Here is a 19,704-nt window from a genome sequence, read left to right as displayed (position 1 = left end):
ACGCGGCGCTATTTCGAATTCGAAAACCGCTGGATGAGCATGGCGATGATGATGATGACGCCCTGAACAGCGGCAACGAGGTATTCAGAGACGAAGTCCGACAGCACCATGAGGTTGGCGATGAGCTCCAGGATGACGGCGCCGGCGACTGTTCCCCACACATGACCCTTGCCGCCGCGCAATGCGGTGCCGCCAATCACCACGGCTGTGATGACCTGCAGTTCCCAAAGCTGTCCGGTCGTCGGCGTTGCGGCGCCCAGGCGCGGCACGTAGCAGATCGCGGCAATCGCCACGCAGACACCCTGGACGATATAGGCCACGGTCCGTGTCCTGATCACCGAGATGCCGTAATAGCGGGCGACATCCTCATTGGCGCCGACCGCCGCACATTTGCGCCCATATTTCATCTTGTAAAGGATGAAGGATGCGACCGCGGCCACGGCGATGGATATGAGAATTGGAACCGGGACGCCGGCAACCGTGCCGAAATAGACAGGCCGGTAGGCCTCGCGCAGCGACCGGTCGATCGGTATCGTGCCGCCGTCGGTCAGATAGGTTATCAGCGCCCGGAAAATCCCCATCGTGCCCAGCGTGGCGATAAACGGTTCGATCCTGCCGACCGTGACGATGAGGCCGTTGGCAAGCCCACACAGCAGGCCGACCAGGATCGCCACCGCCATGCCGGCGGGAATAGCCCAGATGCCGGCATGCGGCGCCACCGCGTTCATGAACATGATGGTGATGCCGGTGATGAAGGCGGCCATCGAGCCGACGGAAAGATCGAGCCCCCCGGACGAGATCACAAATGTCGCGCCGACCGCGATAATAGCGATGAAGGCGCTTCGGGTGATGACGTTGGCGAGGTTGGTGGCGGACAGGAAATCGGGGTTGATGAGGTAACCCACGACCAGGAGGGCCGCCAGCGCAAGGAAGGGTCCGATGTCGGTCCAACTGATGTTGAGATCGAGGGGGCGACGCCTGGGCGCGGATTCGGTCATGACAGCCATTCTGTGCCTCCCTTGGCTTTTGGCCCTGGCTTGGGGCCGCTGGTCGCCAGTACCGCCACATTGCTTTCGGTCATTTCGGCGCCACTGACCTCGCCCGTGATGCGGCCTTCGCGCATCACCAGGATGCGGTCGCAGATGCCGATCAATTCCTGCATCTCCGAAGAGATGACGATGCAAGCCTTGCCCCTGGCCACAAGCTCCTGGATGAAGGCATAGATCTGCGCCTTGTTGGCGATGTCGATGCCACGCGTGGGCTCGTCGATAATGACCACCGAAGGATCGGTCAGCAGCACCTTCGCCAGCAGCAGCTTCTGCTGATTGCCTCCGGAAAGCTGGCCCGCTTTGGCGCCGAGGCTCTTCAGCCTGATGTCATATGTCTCCACGGCCTGTTCCAAGGCCTCCGCTTCGCGGCGCCGACCCATCGAGAGGCCGGGATGGAACACACCGAGCGCCGACAGCGTCAGGTTAGGCGCCAGGTGCTCTTGCAGCAGCAGTCCCTTGCCCTTGCGATCCTCGGTCAGGTAACCGACGCCGGCGTCGATCGCCGCGCGTTGCGACTGGAAATGGACCGACTTGCCCTTGAGTTCAACGGTGGCGGTCGCCGGGCGCAGGCCGATAATGCCCTCGAAGAGTTCGGTGCGGCCCGCCCCGACCATGCCGGCAAACCCAAGGATCTCGCCCTTGTGGACCGTGAACGACACGTCCTCTGCATAGCCGGGAACGGAGGCGTTGCTGACGCTCAGCATCGGCACATCCGAAGGCGCCACGGTTTTTTCGGGATAGAGTGCTGCCAGTTCTCGCCCGACCATCAGCCGCGCCATATCCATCTGGCTCAGCGTCCTGCCGGGATAGGTGCCAACCATCTTGCCGTCGCGCAGAACGGTCACCTTGTCGGCGACCCGTTGCACCTCGTCCAATCGGTGACTGATATAGAGCACGGCGGTGCCATGAGCCTTCAGTTGCAGGGCGATCTCCAGCAGGCGCTCGACCTCGCCACCGGTCAGAACGGCGGTCGGCTCGTCGAAGATAACCACCTTATGGTCGTCAAGCAGGGCGCGAGCGATCTGCACCATCTGCCGGTCTGCCAGCGAGACGTCGCGCACCAGTGCCCTTGGCGAGACCGCGCAGCCGATCTGCGCCAGTTTCTCGGTTGCCAGCCGGCGCATGGTGCGGTCATCCACGACATGGCCACGCGAAAGCTCTCGCCCGAGAAACAGATTGTCGGTGACCGTGAGCCCCTCGGCGAGCAGGATCTCCTGATGAACCAAAGCGATACCCGCATCCTGTGCCTGGCTGGGCTTGGCAAATTTCACCGTGTGTCCGCTCATCGACAATGTGCCTTGGCTTGGCTCGACATAGCCGGACAGCAGCCGCATCAACGTTGATTTGCCGGCACCGTTCTCGCCAATGATGGCGTGGATCTCACCGGGCAGGACGTCCAGGGTGATGCCCGACAACACCGTCACCGGGCCGTATTGCTTGGACAGTTCCTGAGCGCGCAGCACCGGTTCAGGCGAACCGGACGCATCGCTGGACAACGTGCTCCCGCCCTCGCCGGCGATATTCACGGCAATGGACATCCGTTCCGACCTCAATCGAATGCCGGGAGCAGGCGATCGCGCGAGTGCTCTATATGAATGCGCATCGCCTTTTCGGCGGCATCGGGATTGGCCGAGCCGAACGCGGCAAGGATCGCCTCGTGTTCGTCAAGCGCCTCCTCGGTCACGCGTGCATGGAACATCAGGCGGAAGATGTGGAAGTGCGTGTGCTGATGGCCCAACGTCTCGCGGATGAGTTCGTTTTGAGAAAACTCCATGATCTTGTCGTGGAAGATCGCATCCTGCCTGGCGAAGTTCGAATAGCGTACGCGGTCGTCCTTGCCTTCGCGGCGTGACATCACGCCGGCGGCTTCGAGCAACAGATTGAGCTTGGCCTCGTCCATCGTTGCGGCGGCCTTTGCGGCGCCATGCGGTTCGAGCAGCAGACGCATCTCGTATAATTCGTCGAAACGGCGCCGGGTGATCTGGGGCGCGGCACGATAACCGATCAAATGCGTCTTGAGCACCAGACCTTCGCCTTCGAGCCGGCCGAGGGCTTCGCGGATCGGCGTGTGCGAGACGTTGAATTCCTTGACCAGGCTGTCGACTGTAATGCGCGAGCCTGGCGGGATCTTCAGCGCCATCAACTGCCCGAAGATGGCTTCATAGACATCTTCGACGAGACTGTTGGCGCGCTGGATGCGACCAGCTCCAATGCTGGCGTCACTTGGGTCGGGTAAGTTTGCGGTCTGCATATTTTGCCTCTTGACAGTGAGGACTGCTAACACGATGGTTCCGCAGATGCAATCCTATATCCTATACGATTTTAAAGCGGATATGTTTTAAGTGCGAGAGACACACGCTTAGACCGTCCTATCCAGACCGAGCTCAATGCCTCCGTTTCCAGTCAGCCGCCGTCAAAGGACCGATCATGACCCTCTTCGCCGCCCTGCGGTTGCCGCGTGAAATCCTGTTCGGGAAGGGGCAGCGCCATGTGCTGCCGACGGTCGCCGCCCGGTTCGGCCGACGCGCGCTGGTCTGCACCGATGAGCGTTTCGCGGGCACAACGGTATTCGCCGACATCATCAAGTCCCTTCAGTCAGCCTCGATCGAGGTCCTGGTGCATGATCGTGTTCTGCCCGACGTGCCACGCGACACGGTCGGCATCTGTGTCGAGGAAGCGAAGGGGTTCAGGCCGGACATGGTGATCGGCATCGGCGGCGGCAGTTGTCTCGATTTCGCCAAATGCGCCACCCTGCTGCTCAGCCATGGCGGCAAGCTCCAGGACTACTATGGCGAGTTCAAGGTGCCGGGCCCGACGCTACCGCTGATCGCCGTGCCCACCACGGCCGGCACCGGGTCCGAAGTGACACCCGTCGCGGTGATCTCGGATCCGGACCGGACGCTCAAGGTCGGCATATCGAGCCCTTATCTGATCGCTGCGACTGCCTTGTGCGACCCCGAACTGACAATGACCTGCCCCCCTGCCCTGACCGCGATAGCCGGCGCCGACGCGCTGACCCATGCGATCGAAGCCTTCACCGCCATGCGGCGCGGAGAAGACCCCAACCTGCCGCAACAACACGTCTTCATCGGGAAGACTGCGCTGACCGACCATTTCGCGTTGCTCGCGATAAAACTGCTTGGCCGGAGCCTGGAGAAAGCCTGCAGCGACGGCACCGATGCCGACGCGCGTGCCGATGTCATGATGGGCGCTCTGGCAGCGGGCTGCGCGTTCGGCACCGCCGGTACGGCGGCGGCGCATGCCGTGCAATATCCGGCAGGCGCCCTCACCCACACCGCCCATGGTTTGGGCGTGGCGACAATGATGCCTTACGTGATGACCTATAACAGCCGCGTCGCCGCTCACGAGATGGCAGAGATCGGCGCGGCACTTGGCTTGGAGACCAAGGCCAGAACCGCCGCCGAGATGGCAGCCGCCACAATCGAGGAGATCAGGCGATTGTTCGCGGCGATCGGTATTACGCCAACACTGGCGGATCTAGGCCTCCCTGCCGATAAGCTTGACTGGACGGCCGAGCAAGCGCTCGGCATCGACCGCCTGATCAAGAACAATCCGCGTGCCTTCGATCTCGGCACGATGCGACGCCTCGTCCAGGCTGCCCATGACGGCGACCTCGCCGCCTGCGTTATGTGAAAAAACGGAACAAAGCGATGAATTTGAACGCTCAGCAACTCGACCAGGATGGCTATGACGTGCGCGGTTTTTCGCACGGACTCTACATCGACGGCACTTGGCGGCCGTCCTCCGACGGTCGGCTCATCGATGTCGTCGATCCCTCCTCCGGGGCGGTGATCGCAGCGGTTCCCGATGCGACGGTCGAGGACGCCACCGCCGCCGTCGAGGCGGCGGCCAAGGCGGCCAAAGGATGGCGGGAGACGGCGCCGCGCAAGCGCTCGGAAATCCTCAGGCGCTGTTTTGAGCTCATGGTCGAACGGTCAGAAACGCTCGCCATGCTGATCTCGCTGGAGAATGGCAAGGCGTTGCGCGACGCGCGTGGCGAGGTGGCTTATGCTGCCGAGTTCTTCCGCTGGAATGCCGAAGAGGCGGTCCGGATCACCGGTGAATTCGGCACTGCGCCATCCGGCACCAACCGGATCGTGGTCGATTATGAGCCGATCGGAATTTGCGTGCTGATCACGCCGTGGAATTTTCCGGCCGCGATGGCGACCCGCAAGATCGCGCCGGCGCTGGCGGCAGGCTGCACTGTCGTCCTGAAGCCGGCCAGTGAAACACCGCTGACGGCCTATGCGCTGGCGGCACTCTACAGCGAAGCCGGCGTGCCTGCCGGCGTCGTCAACGTGCTGACCACGACCAGCCCCGGGCCGCTGACTTCGGCCATGCTCGCCGATCCGCGCGTCAGGAAACTGTCCTTCACGGGGTCGACGGGTGTCGGCCGAACCTTGCTCGGCGAGGCTTCAAAGCATGTCATTTCTTGTTCGATGGAACTCGGCGGCAATGCCCCGTTTGTCGTCTTCGACGATGCTGATCTCGACGCCGCCCTCGACGGCGCGATGATCGCCAAGATGCGCAACGCCGGCGAAGCCTGCACCGCTGCCAATCGCCTCTATGTGCAATCGGGAATCTATGATGCTTTTGCCGACGGGCTCCGCAAGCGCATGGCGGCACTCAAGGTGGGGGCGGGTCCGAATGCCGACACCGAGTGCGGGCCGATGATCACCAGAAAGGCTGTCGACAAGATCGACCGCCTGGTCAAGGACGCGGTGGGCCGGGGAGCCAAGGTGCTTTGCGGCGGGTCGATTTCAGAGGAAGAAGGATTCTTCTATCCGCCCACAGTGCTGTCCGATGTGCCGCCCGATGCGGAGATGGCGCACGAGGAGATTTTCGGCCCGGTGGCACCTATCACACGCTTCGACACCGAGGCCGAGGCTATCGCACATGCTAACAACACGGAATATGGCCTGGCCGCCTATATATACACACGCGATGTTGGGCGCGGCATGCGGGTGGCGTCGGGGATCGAGGCCGGCATGATCGGCCTCAACCGGGGACTGATGTCGGATCCGGCCGCACCATTCGGAGGCGTCAAGCAGAGCGGCCTTGGCCGCGAAGGCGGCCAGCACCACGGCATCGCCGAGTTCATGGAGGCTAAATATATTGCCGTCACCTTCTAAACCGGCAGTCATGTCAAAGGACCCTTTCCGCACGCGCGACCATGTGGCCGATTTTGACGATATCGTGGCCGACATAGTGACTCGCAGCGCCGAAACCCGGGCGACCCTGCCGATGTCGGCTGATATCGCCTATGGCGAGGGCGAGGCCGAAAGGTTGGACCTGTTCTTTCCGCCCGGCGCGCGCCGGGATCTTCCCGTGCACATCTTCATCCATGGCGGCTACTGGCGCATGTTCTCCAGGAGCGACTATTCTTATGTAGCGAACACAGTCACCAAAGCTGGGGCGATCGCGGTCATCGTCGACTATGCGCTGATGCCCGAATTCAGGATGGCGGCAATCGTCGAGCAGATCCGGCGTGCCAAACAATGGGTGCTGGACAATATAGTCGCCCATGGCGGCGACCCTGCCCGGCTAAGCGTAAGTGGTCACTCGGCGGGTGCGCACCTGGCCACATTCCTGTTCGAAAAGACGCCAATGCCATCAGGCATACGTGCGGCGCTGCTGCTAGGCGGGCTTTACGACCTCAAGCCCCTTCAGACGTCCTTCCTCCGGCCGCTAATCGGAATCACCGATGAGGAGGCAACTGCCTTCACCCCAATGACGCGGTGGCATGACCCGGAGACGGCAGCGACCATTCTCGTCGGAGACCAGGAAACGTCACCTTTTCACCAGCAGGCCGCCGACTTCGGAAAGCGCTTGCGCGCGCAGGGGCATCTTGTCTGCGACCTACGCCTGAATGACCGAAACCACATGAACAGCGTGCGTGATTTGGGCATCAGCGGCACACAAGCTGGCGATTGCCTGATGGCGATGATCGAGGGAAACGGCCTATAGGACGGAACCTAGGGAAAGCCGAGCCCGCTTGACTGCCTGGCTTGACACTCCCGTCACTCAAGAAAGTACCGTCACGGGGATCGCGGCACACTACCGGCATCGGGCTGAGCTTTGCGGCAGGTGAGATCCGGCAGAGGACACAGCCGACGATTCCTCATCCTCTTTCTCCACACCGCATGCGGGTGGAGCCGATCGACCATGCTCGGTCGGCATCATCACCGCGCGGGGCTATGTGCACCACTCCTTCTCCGAACAGCTGATGAACCTCATCCGCACCAATTTGCGCGAACTGGCAAACTGAACATCGCGCCTTCGGACAGGCACCTTGCACGAGCGCCGAGAATGGTGCGTGGGAACACGGCCATTGGCAGTCCGGCCTCAGCTGAATATCAGCGCACGCTCAGTCGGTCTGGATCCAGATCGACTTGGTCTCCAGATATTCATGCAGATGTTCGATGCCGCCCTCGCGGCCGTAGCCGGACATCCTCATGCCGCCGAACGGCACCGCCGGATCGATGGCGTGGTACATGTTGACCCACACCGAGCCGGCCTTGATGCGGCGGGCGAGCTTGTGGGCGGTGCCCAGATGACTCGTGAAAATGCCGGCCGCCAGGCCATAGGGCGTCGCATTGGCCCGCGCCACGGCTTCGTCGAGCGTGTCGAACGGCATCGCCGAAATCACCGGACCGAAGATTTCTTCACGCGCGATGGTCATCTTGTCCGACACCGCGCCGAAGACAGTCGGCGCGATGAAATTGCCGCCGTCGTAGAGGTCGCCGGTCAGTCGCGAGCCGCCCGCTATCAGTTCGGCGCCTTCGTCGCTGCCAGCCTTGATATAGTCCACCACCTTGCCGGCCTGCCTGGCATTGATGAGCGGGCCGATCTCGGTTTCCGCCTCGATGCCATGCCCAATGCGAAGCCTGCCGGCAAACTCCGCGACCCGGCGCACGAATTCGTCATGGATTTCGCGCGCCACGAACAGCCGCGAACCGGCGATGCAGATCTGGCCCGAATGCACGAACACAGCCATCGCGGCGACAGGAACCGCCTTGTCGATGTCGGCATCACGGCAGACGATGATCGGCGATTTGCCGCCGAGCTCCAGGGAAACGCGCTTGAGGTTGGTCACGCCCGCCCGCGCGATGGCCTGGCCGGTCAGCGTCGAGCCGGTGAAGACGATCTTGTTGACATCGGGATGTTCAGCAAGCCGAGCACCGGCCTCTGCGCCGGTGCCGGTGACGACGTTGACGACGCCGTCGGGAACGCCTGCCTCCTGCATCAGCCTGGCGATCAGCAGCGGCGTCAACGAGGCATCCTCCGAGGGCTTCAGCACGATGGTGCAGCCGGTGGCGAGCGCCGGTGCGATCTTCCAGATCGACGCGGCGGTCGGAGCGTTCCAGGGAATGATCGCGCCGACAACGCCCACCGGCTCGCGCCTTGTGAAGCTGACGATCTCGCCAGGGATCGAATTGTCTATGGATTCGCCATGCAGCGCGGTCGCCATGCCCGCATAGAAGCGCAGCATGCCGATGACGCGCCGCCGGTTGGCGAGCGTGCGCGTGATCGGCAGTCCCATGTCGAGAGTGTCGGAAACGCTGAGTTCTTCCCAATGGGTCTCGAAGAGATCGGCGATGCGCAGAAGCACGCACTGCCGCTCATAGGGCGAGAATTTTGACCACGGCCCTTCGAAAGCCGTGCGCGCAGCGGCCACCGCCGCATCGATGTCGGCCGCCGAGCCACGCGGCACGGTGGCCAGCACTTCGCCAGTCGCCGGGTTGAGCGCCTGCATCTCATGGCCGGACCGTGCCGGAACCCACTTGCCGCCGACGAACATCGGCCGGAATTCGCCGTGGTAGAGCGCCGTGGCCTTCGCCCGCGGGTCGAAATTCAGCGTCATCCCTTCCTCCTACAATTCCGTGGCGACTATGACTCCCACGTCGACACTCGGAAGCTTCGAAGCGGCGGCCGACCTGGCCCGCTCGGCCTTTGGGGTTCTCGACATGCTGGTCAACAATGCCGGCGTGGCCCAACCGCCCTTGGCGCTCGAGACGATGGACGAAGAGATGTTAGACCGGATCGCCAACGTCAATATGAGATCCATCTATAATGGCGCCCGTGCGGTCGTTGCGCATTTCAAATCCATCAAATCGGGTGTCATCCTCAACGTCGCCTCCACCGGCGGCATCTCGCCGCGCCCGAATTTGACGTGGTACAGTGCTTCCGAAGGCTGGACGATTGCCCCACCCGGGCCATGGCCGTGGGACTCGCCCCCTTCGGCATCCGCGTCAATGCCATCAACCCGGTTGCCGTCGACACGCCGCTTCTGTCCACCTTCATCGGCTCCGGCGAAGAGAACCGCGCCCGCGTCGTCGCCACCGTTCCGAGCCTGAGCCATAGCGCCTGACTGGCGGCACGAGGTTAGCCGCCGCCGCCCATGGTCACGGACATAAAGGCCCGGAAGGCCGCCGCCGCCGGTTCGATTGATCTGTCACGCGACCAGGCAAGGCCAACGTCCATGGTAGGGATGGGCTCGACAAGCCCGCGCACTTCGATGCGCTGCCCCTCCAAGGACCAGGGGCGGTAAACCATGTCGGACAGGACAGTGACCCCCATGCCGGCAGCCACGAGCGACCGCACGGCCTCGACCGAACTGGTGGTGAGGACGGCACGGAGCGAAAGGCCCGCGGCATCCCAGTAACGGGCGGCCGTCGTACGTGCCTCGTCCACCGTCAGCATGACATAATCTTCCGCCGCCACATCGGCGAGGCTGATTTCCCGCCGCGCGAGCAGATGATGATCAGCCGAAAGCCAGAGCCGGCGGTTCGATCGCATCAAGACCTCTTGCGCCAACTCCTTGGTGTGCTCCAGGTTGGACACCAGCATCACGGCCATGTCGATGTCCCCGCACATCAAGCCGCTTTCGAGAGCGTCCCGGGGCAATTCCAGCACCTCGACCTCGATCTCGGGATAGGTCTTTCGAAACCGCGCGTAGTGGCGCGACATGTAGTAGCCGACGACCGTGTAAGTCATGCCCAGCCGCAGCTTGCCCGCCAGGCCTTTCCTATCGCGCAACGGGCTTCGGACGGCAGCAGCGACGGCCCCGGTGATGACACGCGCATGTTCAAGAAACCGCGCGCCCTCCATCGTCAATCTTACGCCAGCGTGGTTACGCTCCAAAAGCCGTACGCCCAGGTCAGCCTCAAGGGTCTTTATCGCCGCGGTGACCGCCGATTGCGAGATGTTGAGTTCCACCGCGGCATGACTGACCTGTCCGCTCTCGGCGGTCGCGATAAAATAATCAAGCTGTTTCAAGGTGATGGTCATGGCGCGCTCCGGCCCAGAAGCATTATCTGTTTTTTTGATATGACAATCAATAAACTACTATTTCACAAACGCCCTCGCATGCGCAAAAAATGCTGCAACGCCGCAAAGACGGCAGCTTCGAGGGGTAACAATGTGATGGCGGTGACGCTAAACTGCGACATGGGCGAAAGCTTTGGCCTCTACAAGGTTGGCGATGATATGGGCATGATGCCCATCATCGACGTTGCCAATGTCGCCTGTGGTTTTCATGCCTCCGATCCGGATCACATGCACGCCGCCGTCCGCAGCGCCAAGGCGAGTGGCGTAAAGATCGGTGCCCATCCAGGCTTGCCCGACATTCAGGGTTTCGGCCGGCGCGAGATGCGGATGACCCGCGAAGAAGTCAGGAACACCATCATTTACCAGGTGGGAGCGCTTGCCGGCTTCCTTAAGGCCGAGGGTGTGGAACTCCACCACATCAAGCCGCATGGCAGCCTCTACTTCATGGCCATGCAGCAGGAGGCAATCGCCCATGGCGTGTGCGACGCGGCAGAGGTTTTCGGCGTACCCCTCTTCGGCATGACGGGCACCCTGCATGAGAAGATCTACCAAGAGCGCGGTATCCCATTCGTCGCCGAGTTCTATGCCGATCTCGACTACGATGCCTCCGGCAAGCTGATCTTGACACGCGTTCATGACGCCAAGGACCCCGCAGAGATGGCCGAACGGTGCGTACGCGCCATCAGGGAGGGCGAGGGTACGGCAGAGGACGGCAGTTTCTTCCCCGTACGCTGCGAAACCATCTGCGTGCATTCCGATACGCCGAACGCCATCGAAATCGCCAGGGCCGTGCGCACCGCAATCGCCCCTTGGCACTGAAGTCGACGAAACCGCCCGCACAGGCGGTTCTGAATTAGTCTGTCTGCAGTTTTTCGGAGCTTTTTATGGCCCAGATTCTTTCGCCTCTTCCCGGCACTTTTTATCGAAGCGCTTCGCCAGACCAGCCGCCCTACAAGGCGGATGGCGACGCGGTGTCCGCCGGAGACGTAATCGGTCTCATCGAAGTGATGAAGTCGTTCCACGAAGTGAGGGCCGAGACTGCCGGTACGAACATCCGCTTCATTGCCGACAATGAGGACCCCATCATGGCCGGCGCACCTATTGCGGATCTCGACTGATGCTGAAAAAGCTTCTGGTTGCCAACCGGGGCGAGATAGCGGTCAGGATCATCCGGGCCGCGCAAGATCTGGAGATCGCCACCGTGGCAGTGTATTCGGCGGCAGACGCCGAGTCACTCCACGTCCAGCTTGCGGACGAAGCGGTCAACATCGGCCCACCAGCAGCAAAGAAGTCCTATCTCAATGTCGAAGCACTTCTGAAGGCTGCCCGCGACACCGGTTGCGACAGCGTTCATCCAGGCTATGGGTTCCTTGCCGAGAATGCCGCGTTTTCCGACGCGGTCACAGGCGCTGGATTGGTCTTCGTCGGCCCGTCGGGAGATGCGATCCGGATGATGGGAGACAAGGTCTCGGCGCGATCGGCCGCTGCCGCTGCAGGTGTCCCTGTGGTGCCCGGCTCGACTGGCCGGGTCGAGGGCCTCGGGGCCGGCCGCCATGTGCTGACCGAAACCGGTTTTCCGGTGATGATCAAGGCCGCGGCAGGCGGCGGCGGGCGGGGCATCCGCATCGCGAACTCGCTCGCCGAGTTCGAACAAGCCTTTCCTCAGGCCGAAGCAGAAGCCCTCGCCGCCTTTGGCGACGGTGGTCTCTACATTGAAAAGGTGATCGGCAAGGCCCGCCATATCGAGGTGCAGGTGCTGGCAGACGGAAGCGATGCCATCCACTGCTACGAGCGCGAGTGCTCGCTGCAGCGGCGACGCCAGAAGGTTTGGGAGGAGGCGCCGTCGCGCGCACTTTCAGACAGGCTGCGCGAAGAGCTCTGCGCTTCGGCGGTCGCTTTGGCCAAGGCGGTCAAATACTCTGGTGCCGGCACGGTAGAGTATCTTTATGACGATGAAGCAGACCGCTTTTACTTCATCGAGATGAACACCCGTATCCAGGTCGAGCACCCGGTCACCGAAGCGATCACCGGCATCGACCTCGTTGCGGAGATGCTTCGCATCGCCGGCGGCGAGAAGCTGCGGATTCGGCAAGGCGATGTCTCCGTCAAGGGGCATGCGATCGAAGTCCGGCTCAATGCCGAAGACCCGGCGAAGGAGTTCGCTCCATTCCCTGGGCAGGTGGCCGAGCTTCGCATTCCCGGCGGTCCGGGCGTACGCTTCGATTCGATGCTCTACCAGGGCTATCAGGTGCCGCCCTTTTATGACTCGCTGCTTGCCAAGTTGATCGTGCATGCAGAGACGCGCGATGCGGCGATAGCGCGCCTGATCCGCGCGCTCAACGAGTTGAAGATCGGCGGGCTCAAGACCACCAAGCCGCTGTTTCTTGCGCTGGCCGCCGATCCGGCGGTGCGGGCGGGAGACGTACATACCCGCTGGCTGGAAGGCTGGCTCATCGAAAACGCCGCAGCATTGGCGGGTTAAGGAGCACCGATGTCGATACGATTCAACTTCGGCGGTGACGAACATATCTTCGGCGAGGTGTCCGAGGAAATGTCGCTCACCTCCTTCTTTACCGGTCTTTCGATGACCAATGCGGTGCGTACGGCAGGCATCCGAGGTGTCACCGAGATCTGCCCAGCCAACGCCAGCTTCCAGATTCGCTTCAACCCCGACATCGTCAAGCCGCAGGATTTGCTCAGCGAACTGAAGTCGATGGAAGAGGCGGCCTCGAAGGCGGACCCGGTGCTGAAGACCCGGATCATCGAACTGCCGGTTTACTTCCAGGATCCATGGACGCGTGAAACCTGCCTGCGCTTCCGCGAGCGCCATCAGGACCCCTCCTCCACCGATCTTGAATATTCGGCACGCATCAACGGCTACGCCACGGTGGAAGAGTTTATCGCGGCCTATTCCGGCCAGCCTTGGTTCGTGTCGATGGTCGGCTTCGTCGCCGGACTGCCCTTCCTGTACCAGATGGTTGAGCGCAAGAAACAGATTCAGGCGCCGAAATACTTGCGTCCACGCACCGACACTCCCAAGCTCACCATTGGCCATGGCGGCTGCTTTGCAGCGATCTATTCGGTACGCGGCGCTGGCGGCTACCAGATGTATGGCATAACCCCGGCCCCGATCTACGACCCGACCAGGAAGGTGCGCTACCTCGCCGATGACATGTGCCTGTTCAAGCCAGGCGACATCGTCAAGTTCAAGGCCATTGGCCGCGATGACTACGACGCCACGCTTGAGGAGATCGAAGCCAATCGGTGGCAGCCGACGGTTCGCGAGTGCACCTTCAGCCTGAAGGATTTCAACAGCGACATTTACGGCACCAATGCAAGGCTGATGGAGCTTATCAATGGCCGTTAAGGTAATCTCTCCCGGCCTCTCCACTTCCGTGCAGGACCTTGGCCGACCAGGCCACTATCATGTCGGCATTCCAGAAGGCGGCGGCATGGACCGCTTTGCGACACGCATCGCAAACCTGCTTGTCGGCAACGATCCGGGTGCCGCGGTGCTCGAAGCCACTTTCATGGGCCCCGAACTCGAATTCACCCAATCCGCGGTCGTCGCCGTCACGGGTGGAGAGCTCCCACCCAAACTCAATGGCGAGGAACGGCCGACCTGGGAAAGTTTTCCGGTGAAGGCCGGTGACCGGCTTTCCTTCGGCTTCCTCAAGGGCGGCGCGCGCGCTTATCTGGCCGTTTCCGGCGGCATCGACGTACCCGTGGTTCTCGGTTCGCGCTCGACTTACATTCTGGGCGCACTTGGCGGCCATCAGGGCCGCACACTGAAGGCGGGTGATGAGCTTCCCCTCGGCGAAGGTTCCGGCAAAGCCGGTCTTTCACTGCCTGCAGATCTGCGCCGCGCGCGCAATAGTCCGGCGGAACTCAGAATGCTTCCCGGCATGTACTGGCATCGGATCACTGAGGCTGCCGGCAATCGGTTCTTTGAGGAAACCTGGAAGGTCGCGCCCGAAGCCGACCGCATCGGCTATCGCTTCCGGGGCGGGACGCCGCTGGAGTTCGTCGAGCGCGAGCAGCCTTTCGGTGCGGGCTCCGACCCCTCGAACATCGTCGATGCCTGCTATCCCTACGGATCCGTCCAGGTGCCGAGTGGCACGGAGCCGATCGTTCTTCACCGGGATGCGGTTTCGGGTGGCGGGTACATGATGCTGGGCGTGGTGATATCGGCCGACATGGACCTTATCGCCCAACTCCAGCCGCACACCCCGGCGCGCTTCGTTCCGGTGACGCTGGAAGACGCGCTTGCCGCGCGAACCGAACAGCGCGCCGCGCTGGCGCTTGCTGAAGGGCATTTGGCCGGCTGACGTCAGCCGGGAAAATGCCGGCGGAGGAGCCGGAGGCGAGGAGATCGGTCGGCGAAAACCGACCGTGCGTGGCGGAAGACAAAATCCGGTGCGCGAAACGACAAGACGACGCCGGGCAACGGCGTGAATTTGGCACCCGAGCAGTCCGCTAGAGACCGCCGGAACCGACAGGGGAAGACATTTGCAACGTGACTGGCCGCAAGGCCGGATGCTTCGCGCCTTTCCGTCGGTATAAAGAAGGAAAGGGTCATGAGTCATCTGAGCGCGGAGAACGTCTCGGTATCGTTTGCGGGGCTGAAGGCCCTGTCATCGGTAGACCTCCAAATTACGCCCGGCCGCATCAGTGGCCTCATCGGCCCGAATGGCGCTGGCAAGACCACGCTCGTCAACGTGCTGACCGGCTTCCAGGCACCGACCGAAGGCACCATCAAGCTCGACGGGGCAGCACTCACGGGTCTCAAGCCGCATCAGGTCCGGCGGCGCGGCATCGCCCGCACCTTCCAGGGTGGGCGGCTCTTCCGCGACCTGCCTGTGCTGGACAATTTGGAGGTAACCGGCGTTGGTCTGGGAATGAGCAGGCGCGCTGCCATCGCCGAAGCGGAAGCGATGCTCGACTGGATAGGCATCGGCGCGCTGAGCACCCGCATCGCCGGAACGTTGCCATATACGGACGAGCGCCGCGTCGCCATTGGCCGCGCCCTGATGGGACGGCCCGCATACATCCTGCTCGACGAGCCCGCGGCTGGCATGAGCGCACTGGAGGCGCGGGAGCTTTCGGCTCTGATAAGACACATCGCCGCCGATCTCGGCTGTGGTGTCCTGCTCATCGAGCACAATGTCGGGCTGGTGCTCGGCCTTTGCCAGCATATCGTCGTGCTCGATTCCGGAGCGATCATCGAGGAAGGCCCGCCTGCCGCGATCCGCGACAGCGAGAAGGTGCGCCACGCCTATATGGGCACGGCCGCGAACACCGACCTGCCTGTGCTGGAGGCGATGGAATGAGCCTGCTCGCCCTTTCCGATATCACCATCCGCTACAGCCGTCTCACAGCGGTCCGAAATGTCTCCTTCTCCATGGACGAGGGAGAAATCCTGTTCATCACCGGCCCGAACGGAGCCGGGAAGTCTTCGCTGCTGCGCGCGATCGCCGGTGTTACGCCGGTGGCGGGCGGCCGGATCGACCTCGCGGGTCATGAGATCACCGGCCAGGCGCCGGAGAACATCGCCCGGCTCGGATTCTCCATGGTGCCGGAGGGGCGCGATGTCTTCGGCTCGCTGACGACCGAAGAGAACCTTCTGGTCGGAACCGGCATGCACGCCCGCGAACGCGGCTGGCGCAGCCGAGCGGCCGACGAACTCGAAGCCGTCTACGCAACCTTTCCGATGCTGAAAGAGAGGCGGCACGGGCAGGCGGGATTGCTGTCCGGCGGGCAGCAGCAAATGCTGGTTATCGGACGCGCGCTGATGACCAATCCGCGGCTTGTAGCCATCGACGAGCCTTCGCTGGGCCTCGCCCCCAACATCAACGACCAGGTCTACGAGCGGCTGATCGCGCTGCGTGCGCAGCGCCAGCTCACGCTCCTGATCGTTGAGCAGAGCTCGGCCCGGGCGATGATGGTGGGCGGGCGGATGATCCTGATGCGTGGCGGACAGATCGTGCTCGATGGCGACGCGCGGACGCTCGGCAACGGCGAGGCGATCCAGGCTGCCTATTTCGGCTACGAGGACAATTGAGATGCTGCAGATCCTGTTCGACGCACTCTCGCTTGGTTCGCTCTACGCGCTCGGGGCGCTCGGCATTGCCCTTATCTTCGGCGTCATGCGGCTCGTGAACTTCGCGCATGGCGACGTCATCGCCTTCTGCGTCTTCGCCCTGTTGTGGCCGTCTACGGACGCAATGGCCATCGTCTTCGCCGGCCAGTTGCCGTGGTACCTGCTGGTGCCCTTCGTGCTGCTCTGCGGGGCCGGGCTGTCGGTGTTGTGCGAAATCGTCGTCTTCAGGCGGTTCCGCCAGGCAAATCCGGCAACCATGATGATCGCCTCCTTCGCGCTCGGTTTCGTAATTCGCTACTTCCTGCTCATGCTTTTCTCCAGTCGGCCGAAATCGATCTCGCTGCTGCCCGAACTGTCCCAGCCGGTGGAGATACTTGGTGCCAGGCTTCCCCTCCTCCAGCTCATAACGATCGTCGCCACGATGGTCATCCTGATCGGCCTGACACTGTTCCTGCGTCAAACCCGCTTCGGCCTGGAGATGCGGGCGGCGGCCGAGAACTTCTCGATGGCCCGCATGCTGGGTGTGCGTGCGAACCGGGTTATCATGGGCGCGTTCGCCCTCTCCGGTGCGTTGGCCGCCGCCATTGCACTGATCTTTGGCGCCCAGACAGGCACGCTGGACATCCAGATGGGCGCCTCGATCATGTTGATGGCTTTCATCGCTACCGTCATTGGCGGCCTCGGCAGCCTCGGGGGAGCCGTGCTCGCCGGCTTCCTGCTGGGTGCCGCCTCGGTGATCATGCAGGTCATGCTGCCCATCGACGCCCGGCCATTCCGCGATGCCTTTGTCTATGGAGCGGTCATCCTCGTTCTCCTCTTCCGCCCGCAAGGGCTTATTGCCGCGCGCGGCACCAAGGAAAGGGTCTGATTTAATGGCTGTCGCCGCCTCCCTAGCCAACTCTGCCGCGGTTGCCGAGCGAAAGCCCGCCCGCTTCGCGCTTGCCCGCCGCACAATCCTGACTCCGGTCCTGCTTTCTCTGCTGCTGCTGGCCATCGCGCTGATCACGGTGATGACCGGATCGCGGCCCTTCAACCAGACGGTGATCGACGTGTTCGTCCGTGTCATCCTCGTCGTGGGCCTATACATCTTTATCGGAAATTCGGGCGTCCTCAGCTTCGGGCATATCGGCTTCACCTGTCTTGGCGCCTACGCAGCCGCGTGGCTCACCATCAATCCGATGATGAAACGCGGTTCGCTGCCGGGACTGCCCGAATGGCTGCTGGCGACCCGTTTGCCGTACTGGCAATCGGCTGTGCTGGCGGCATTGTTCGCCGCCCTCGCCGCTCTCATTTTCGGGCGGGTTCTGATGCGATTATCGGGCATCGCAGCATCGATTGCGACCTTCGCGATGCTCGCGATGATCAACACAATTTATTCCAACTGGGAGAGCGTGACCGGAGCGACCTCATCGGTCGTCGGCATTCCGATCGTGCGCGTGATCTGGCCGTATCTCATCGGCGCAGTGGTCGCAATCTTCATCGCCTGGGCGCACGCGATCTCCCGGTCCGGCCTGGCCCTTCGTGCTGCCCGAGACGAGCCCACCGCTGCTGCGGCTTCCGGAGTCGATATTCCCAGGGAAAGACTGGTGGCATTCGTCGTATCAGGCGCGGTGATGGGGCTAGGCGGTGCGCTCATGGCTCATTCCATCGGCGTGGTCACACCCGACACCTTCTATCTCGGTCTCACCTTCATCACTCTTTCCATGCTCGTCGTCGGCGGCATGGGCAGCCTGTCGGGGGGTGTGGTGGGTGTCCTCCTGCTGTCCGCCCTCATCCAGGCGCTGCGCTGGCTGGAGGCAGGCGTATCGCTCGGCGAGTCCACTTTCGCCCTCCCGAAAGGGGTTCAGGAAATAGCCCTCGGCGTCATCATGATCGTGATCCTCGCGCTTCGCCCATCCGGACTCATGGGCAACCGCGAGCTCACCTTACCCCGCAGCAGTCGCAACAAGTGACCGGCGGCACAAGCCCGACCGGAAAACAAAAAAGGAGACGTGCATGACATACAAAATGAGAATTGTCGCAACCGCTCTAGCCTCGATGTCCATCGCATACCCGGCCCTCGCCGATGACAAGACCATCGTCATCGGCTTCGCCACTGCGGAGTCGGGCTTCATGGAAGCCTATGACAAGCCTGCGCAGGAGGCGGCCTTGATCCGCATCGACGAAATCAATGCGGCTGGCGGTCTGCTTGGAAAGCAGATCAAGGTCGTCAAGGCCGACACCAAGTCCGACCGGGCCGAAGGCGCCAAGGCGGGTCTCTCCGTGCTCGACCAGGGTGCGGATCTCGTGGTCGTCTCCTGTGACTACGACTTCGGATCGCCGGCTGCGCTCGCGGCCGAGGACGCGGGCCGTATCTCTTTCTTCCTGTGCGCGGAATCGGTCAAGGCCGGCATCCAGGGTGTCGGCCCGCACAGCTTCTCCGCGTCGGTGCTGGCGGCCGTGCAGGGCGCAACCATGGCCGAGTGGGCATTCAAGGAAAAGGGCGCTAAGGACTTCTACCGTCTGCTCGATACCTGGACGGCCTACAACAAGGGCATCTGTGACGGCTTCGACTGGATGATGCCGAAGCTCGAAGCCCAGGGCGCGAAGCTTGTCGGTGAAGACACCTTCAAGAACGAAGACGCCTCCATCGCCGCGCAGATCACCCGCATCAAGTCTCTGCCGAAGGAGCCGGATGCGATCATGCTTTGCACGATGATGCCGGGCGCCGTCTCGGCCATCAAGCAGCTTCGCGCCGCGGGCATCAACTCCATGATCCTGAACGGCTCGGGCGTCGACGGCAGCTATTGGCTCTCGGCTGTGCCCGATCTGACGAACTTCTACGTCCCCGTTCAGGGGTCGATCTATGGCGACGATCCCAATCCGGAAGTGCTGAAGTTCAATGCCACCTACAAGCAGAAGACAGGCGCCGATCCCTCGAGCCAGTATGTCTTTCCGGGTTACGTCATGGTCGACGTCTGGGCCAAGGCGGTGGAGCGTGCAGGCACGACCGATGCCGACGCCGTCGTCGCGGAACTGGAAAAGATGAAGAATGAGCCGACGCTGTTCGGCCCTCGTACCTTCACGCCGGAACTGCATCACCAGAACCAGACGCGGTACCTGATCGTCGAGACCAAGGCCGGCAAGCCGGGCGTTGTAGGCAACTGGACGATTTCCGAGCCGGTACCGATGGAAGCCTTGCTCAAGTAGGAGAAGATGGGCCGG

At 62.5% G+C, this 19,704-nt stretch carries 19 protein-coding genes and 1 pseudogene; 15 read left to right on the top strand and 5 right to left on the bottom strand.

Features of this window, described 5'->3' with window-relative positions; translation table 11 throughout:
• Nucleotides 1-8 precede the first annotated feature (8 nt).
• The 3 genes from EOA16_RS01650 to EOA16_RS01640 are packed head-to-tail and all read right to left on the bottom strand — an operon-like array spanning nucleotide 9 to nucleotide 3,300.
• Complete coding sequence (locus EOA16_RS01650; RefSeq protein WP_245455837.1) at nucleotides 9-998, bottom strand: ABC transporter permease; 990 nt, start codon at nucleotides 996-998, stop codon at nucleotides 9-11.
• The gene (locus tag EOA16_RS01645) at nucleotides 995-2,587 is read right to left on the bottom strand and encodes a sugar ABC transporter ATP-binding protein (protein ID WP_127255035.1); all 1,593 of its coding nucleotides are present in this window, start codon (nucleotides 2,585-2,587) and stop codon (nucleotides 995-997) included. The genes EOA16_RS01650 and EOA16_RS01645 overlap by 4 nt, the downstream gene beginning before the upstream one ends.
• Before the next feature lie 11 nt (nucleotides 2,588-2,598).
• Nucleotides 2,599-3,300: a GntR family transcriptional regulator gene (locus EOA16_RS01640; RefSeq protein WP_127255034.1), complete on the bottom strand. Its 702-nt coding sequence runs from the start codon at nucleotides 3,298-3,300 to the stop codon at nucleotides 2,599-2,601.
• A 176-nt stretch (nucleotides 3,301-3,476) separates the two neighbouring features.
• Here EOA16_RS01640 and EOA16_RS01635 point away from each other — a divergent pair, with 176 nt between their 5' ends.
• The 3 genes from EOA16_RS01635 to EOA16_RS01625 are packed head-to-tail and all read left to right on the top strand — an operon-like array spanning nucleotide 3,477 to nucleotide 7,037.
• Nucleotides 3,477-4,703, top strand: a complete 1,227-nt coding sequence (locus EOA16_RS01635) for an iron-containing alcohol dehydrogenase (RefSeq protein WP_127255033.1) — start codon at nucleotides 3,477-3,479, stop codon at nucleotides 4,701-4,703.
• 17 nt (nucleotides 4,704-4,720) lie between these two features.
• The gene (locus EOA16_RS01630; RefSeq protein WP_027036272.1) at nucleotides 4,721-6,202 is read left to right on the top strand and encodes an NAD-dependent succinate-semialdehyde dehydrogenase; all 1,482 of its coding nucleotides are present in this window, start codon (nucleotides 4,721-4,723) and stop codon (nucleotides 6,200-6,202) included.
• Between the two features lie 10 nt (nucleotides 6,203-6,212).
• Complete coding sequence (locus tag EOA16_RS01625) at nucleotides 6,213-7,037, top strand: alpha/beta hydrolase (RefSeq protein WP_164754082.1); 825 nt, start codon at nucleotides 6,213-6,215, stop codon at nucleotides 7,035-7,037.
• Between the two features lie 400 nt (nucleotides 7,038-7,437).
• On the opposite strand, the gene EOA16_RS01615 is transcribed toward EOA16_RS01625, so the two are convergent.
• Nucleotides 7,438-8,934, bottom strand: coding sequence for an aldehyde dehydrogenase family protein (locus EOA16_RS01615; protein ID WP_127255032.1), 1,497 nt, complete (start codon nucleotides 8,932-8,934; stop codon nucleotides 7,438-7,440).
• A gap of 28 nt (nucleotides 8,935-8,962) precedes the next feature.
• Here EOA16_RS01615 and EOA16_RS33030 point away from each other — a divergent pair.
• A pseudogene (locus EOA16_RS33030) lies at nucleotides 8,963-9,199 on the top strand (SDR family NAD(P)-dependent oxidoreductase); the annotation flags it as partial.
• A 95-nt stretch (nucleotides 9,200-9,294) separates the two neighbouring features.
• A complete protein-coding gene (locus tag EOA16_RS33025) occupies nucleotides 9,295-9,441 on the top strand; it encodes a hypothetical protein (protein ID WP_245455838.1) in 147 nt (48 codons plus the stop codon).
• 14 nt (nucleotides 9,442-9,455) lie between these two features.
• Here the strand turns inward: EOA16_RS33025 and EOA16_RS01605 are convergent, their stop codons facing one another.
• Complete coding sequence (locus tag EOA16_RS01605) at nucleotides 9,456-10,361, bottom strand: LysR family transcriptional regulator (RefSeq protein ID WP_023808975.1); 906 nt, start codon at nucleotides 10,359-10,361, stop codon at nucleotides 9,456-9,458.
• A 135-nt stretch (nucleotides 10,362-10,496) separates the two neighbouring features.
• Between EOA16_RS01605 and EOA16_RS01600 the strand changes: the two genes are divergently transcribed.
• The 10 genes from EOA16_RS01600 to EOA16_RS01555 all read left to right on the top strand — a co-directional run bounded on the left by EOA16_RS01600 (nucleotide 10,497) and on the right by EOA16_RS01555 (nucleotide 19,689).
• Nucleotides 10,497-11,219, top strand: coding sequence for a LamB/YcsF family protein (locus tag EOA16_RS01600; protein WP_127255327.1), 723 nt, complete (start codon nucleotides 10,497-10,499; stop codon nucleotides 11,217-11,219).
• 65 nt (nucleotides 11,220-11,284) lie between these two features.
• Nucleotides 11,285-11,518, top strand: a complete 234-nt coding sequence (locus tag EOA16_RS01595; RefSeq protein ID WP_013533152.1) for an acetyl-CoA carboxylase — start codon at nucleotides 11,285-11,287, stop codon at nucleotides 11,516-11,518.
• Nucleotides 11,518-12,882 (top strand): acetyl-CoA carboxylase biotin carboxylase subunit, encoded by a 1,365-nt coding sequence (locus tag EOA16_RS01590; RefSeq protein ID WP_127255031.1) that lies wholly within the window; start codon nucleotides 11,518-11,520, stop codon nucleotides 12,880-12,882. The genes EOA16_RS01595 and EOA16_RS01590 overlap by 1 nt, the downstream gene beginning before the upstream one ends.
• 9 nt (nucleotides 12,883-12,891) lie before the next feature.
• A complete protein-coding gene (locus EOA16_RS01585) occupies nucleotides 12,892-13,767 on the top strand; it encodes a carboxyltransferase domain-containing protein (protein ID WP_127255030.1) in 876 nt (291 codons plus the stop codon).
• Nucleotides 13,757-14,728, top strand: a complete 972-nt coding sequence (locus EOA16_RS01580; RefSeq protein WP_127255029.1) for a biotin-dependent carboxyltransferase family protein — start codon at nucleotides 13,757-13,759, stop codon at nucleotides 14,726-14,728. Before EOA16_RS01585 ends, EOA16_RS01580 begins: the two co-directional genes overlap by 11 nt.
• 249 nt (nucleotides 14,729-14,977) lie before the next feature.
• Complete coding sequence (locus EOA16_RS01575; protein WP_023808980.1) at nucleotides 14,978-15,730, top strand: ABC transporter ATP-binding protein; 753 nt, start codon at nucleotides 14,978-14,980, stop codon at nucleotides 15,728-15,730.
• Entirely contained in the window at nucleotides 15,727-16,461 is a 735-nt protein-coding gene (locus EOA16_RS01570) for an ABC transporter ATP-binding protein (RefSeq protein WP_013533157.1), read from the top strand. Before EOA16_RS01575 ends, EOA16_RS01570 begins: the two co-directional genes overlap by 4 nt.
• Before the next feature lies 1 nt (nucleotide 16,462).
• On the top strand, nucleotides 16,463-17,368 hold the full coding sequence (locus tag EOA16_RS01565) for a branched-chain amino acid ABC transporter permease (protein ID WP_027036291.1): 906 nt from the start codon (nucleotides 16,463-16,465) through the stop codon (nucleotides 17,366-17,368).
• Nucleotides 17,369-17,372: 4 nt separating this feature from the next.
• Complete coding sequence (locus EOA16_RS01560; RefSeq protein WP_127255028.1) at nucleotides 17,373-18,452, top strand: branched-chain amino acid ABC transporter permease; 1,080 nt, start codon at nucleotides 17,373-17,375, stop codon at nucleotides 18,450-18,452.
• Between the two features lie 43 nt (nucleotides 18,453-18,495).
• On the top strand, nucleotides 18,496-19,689 hold the full coding sequence (locus tag EOA16_RS01555; RefSeq protein ID WP_127255027.1) for an ABC transporter substrate-binding protein: 1,194 nt from the start codon (nucleotides 18,496-18,498) through the stop codon (nucleotides 19,687-19,689).
• The last annotated feature ends 15 nt before the right edge of the window (nucleotides 19,690-19,704 follow it).

This window comes from Mesorhizobium sp. M7A.F.Ca.US.008.03.1.1 (assembly GCF_003997495.1).
Classification (GTDB): domain Bacteria; phylum Pseudomonadota; class Alphaproteobacteria; order Rhizobiales; family Rhizobiaceae; genus Mesorhizobium.
The sequence above is the reverse complement of the archived record's forward strand: the minus strand, read 5'-3'. Positions and strand labels throughout refer to the sequence as shown.

Excerpts from the sequence above, each read along its gene's own strand:
- EOA16_RS01635 (WP_127255033.1), top strand. The coding sequence starts at position 3,477 with ATGACCCTCTTCGCCGCCCTGCGGTTGCCGCGTGAAATCCTGTTCGGG.
- EOA16_RS01580 (WP_127255029.1), top strand. The coding sequence starts at position 13,757 with ATGGCCGTTAAGGTAATCTCTCCCGGCCTCTCCACTTCCGTGCAGGAC.
- EOA16_RS01560 (WP_127255028.1), top strand. The coding sequence starts at position 17,373 with ATGGCTGTCGCCGCCTCCCTAGCCAACTCTGCCGCGGTTGCCGAGCGA.
- EOA16_RS01650 (WP_245455837.1), bottom strand. The coding sequence starts at position 998 with ATGACCGAATCCGCGCCCAGGCGTCGCCCCCTCGATCTCAACATCAGT.
- EOA16_RS01585 (WP_127255030.1), top strand. The coding sequence starts at position 12,892 with ATGTCGATACGATTCAACTTCGGCGGTGACGAACATATCTTCGGCGAG.
- EOA16_RS01645 (WP_127255035.1), bottom strand. The coding sequence starts at position 2,587 with ATGTCCATTGCCGTGAATATCGCCGGCGAGGGCGGGAGCACGTTGTCC.
- EOA16_RS01605 (WP_023808975.1), bottom strand. The coding sequence starts at position 10,361 with ATGACCATCACCTTGAAACAGCTTGATTATTTTATCGCGACCGCCGAG.
- EOA16_RS01565 (WP_027036291.1), top strand. The coding sequence starts at position 16,463 with ATGCTGCAGATCCTGTTCGACGCACTCTCGCTTGGTTCGCTCTACGCG.
- EOA16_RS01600 (WP_127255327.1), top strand. The coding sequence starts at position 10,497 with ATGGCGGTGACGCTAAACTGCGACATGGGCGAAAGCTTTGGCCTCTAC.
- EOA16_RS01575 (WP_023808980.1), top strand. The coding sequence starts at position 14,978 with ATGAGTCATCTGAGCGCGGAGAACGTCTCGGTATCGTTTGCGGGGCTG.
- EOA16_RS01570 (WP_013533157.1), top strand. The coding sequence starts at position 15,727 with ATGAGCCTGCTCGCCCTTTCCGATATCACCATCCGCTACAGCCGTCTC.
- EOA16_RS01590 (WP_127255031.1), top strand. The coding sequence starts at position 11,518 with ATGCTGAAAAAGCTTCTGGTTGCCAACCGGGGCGAGATAGCGGTCAGG.
- EOA16_RS01615 (WP_127255032.1), bottom strand. The coding sequence starts at position 8,934 with ATGACGCTGAATTTCGACCCGCGGGCGAAGGCCACGGCGCTCTACCAC.
- EOA16_RS01595 (WP_013533152.1), top strand. The coding sequence starts at position 11,285 with ATGGCCCAGATTCTTTCGCCTCTTCCCGGCACTTTTTATCGAAGCGCT.
- EOA16_RS01625 (WP_164754082.1), top strand. The coding sequence starts at position 6,213 with ATGTCAAAGGACCCTTTCCGCACGCGCGACCATGTGGCCGATTTTGAC.
- EOA16_RS01555 (WP_127255027.1), top strand. The coding sequence starts at position 18,496 with ATGACATACAAAATGAGAATTGTCGCAACCGCTCTAGCCTCGATGTCC.
- EOA16_RS01640 (WP_127255034.1), bottom strand. The coding sequence starts at position 3,300 with ATGCAGACCGCAAACTTACCCGACCCAAGTGACGCCAGCATTGGAGCT.
- EOA16_RS01630 (WP_027036272.1), top strand. The coding sequence starts at position 4,721 with ATGAATTTGAACGCTCAGCAACTCGACCAGGATGGCTATGACGTGCGC.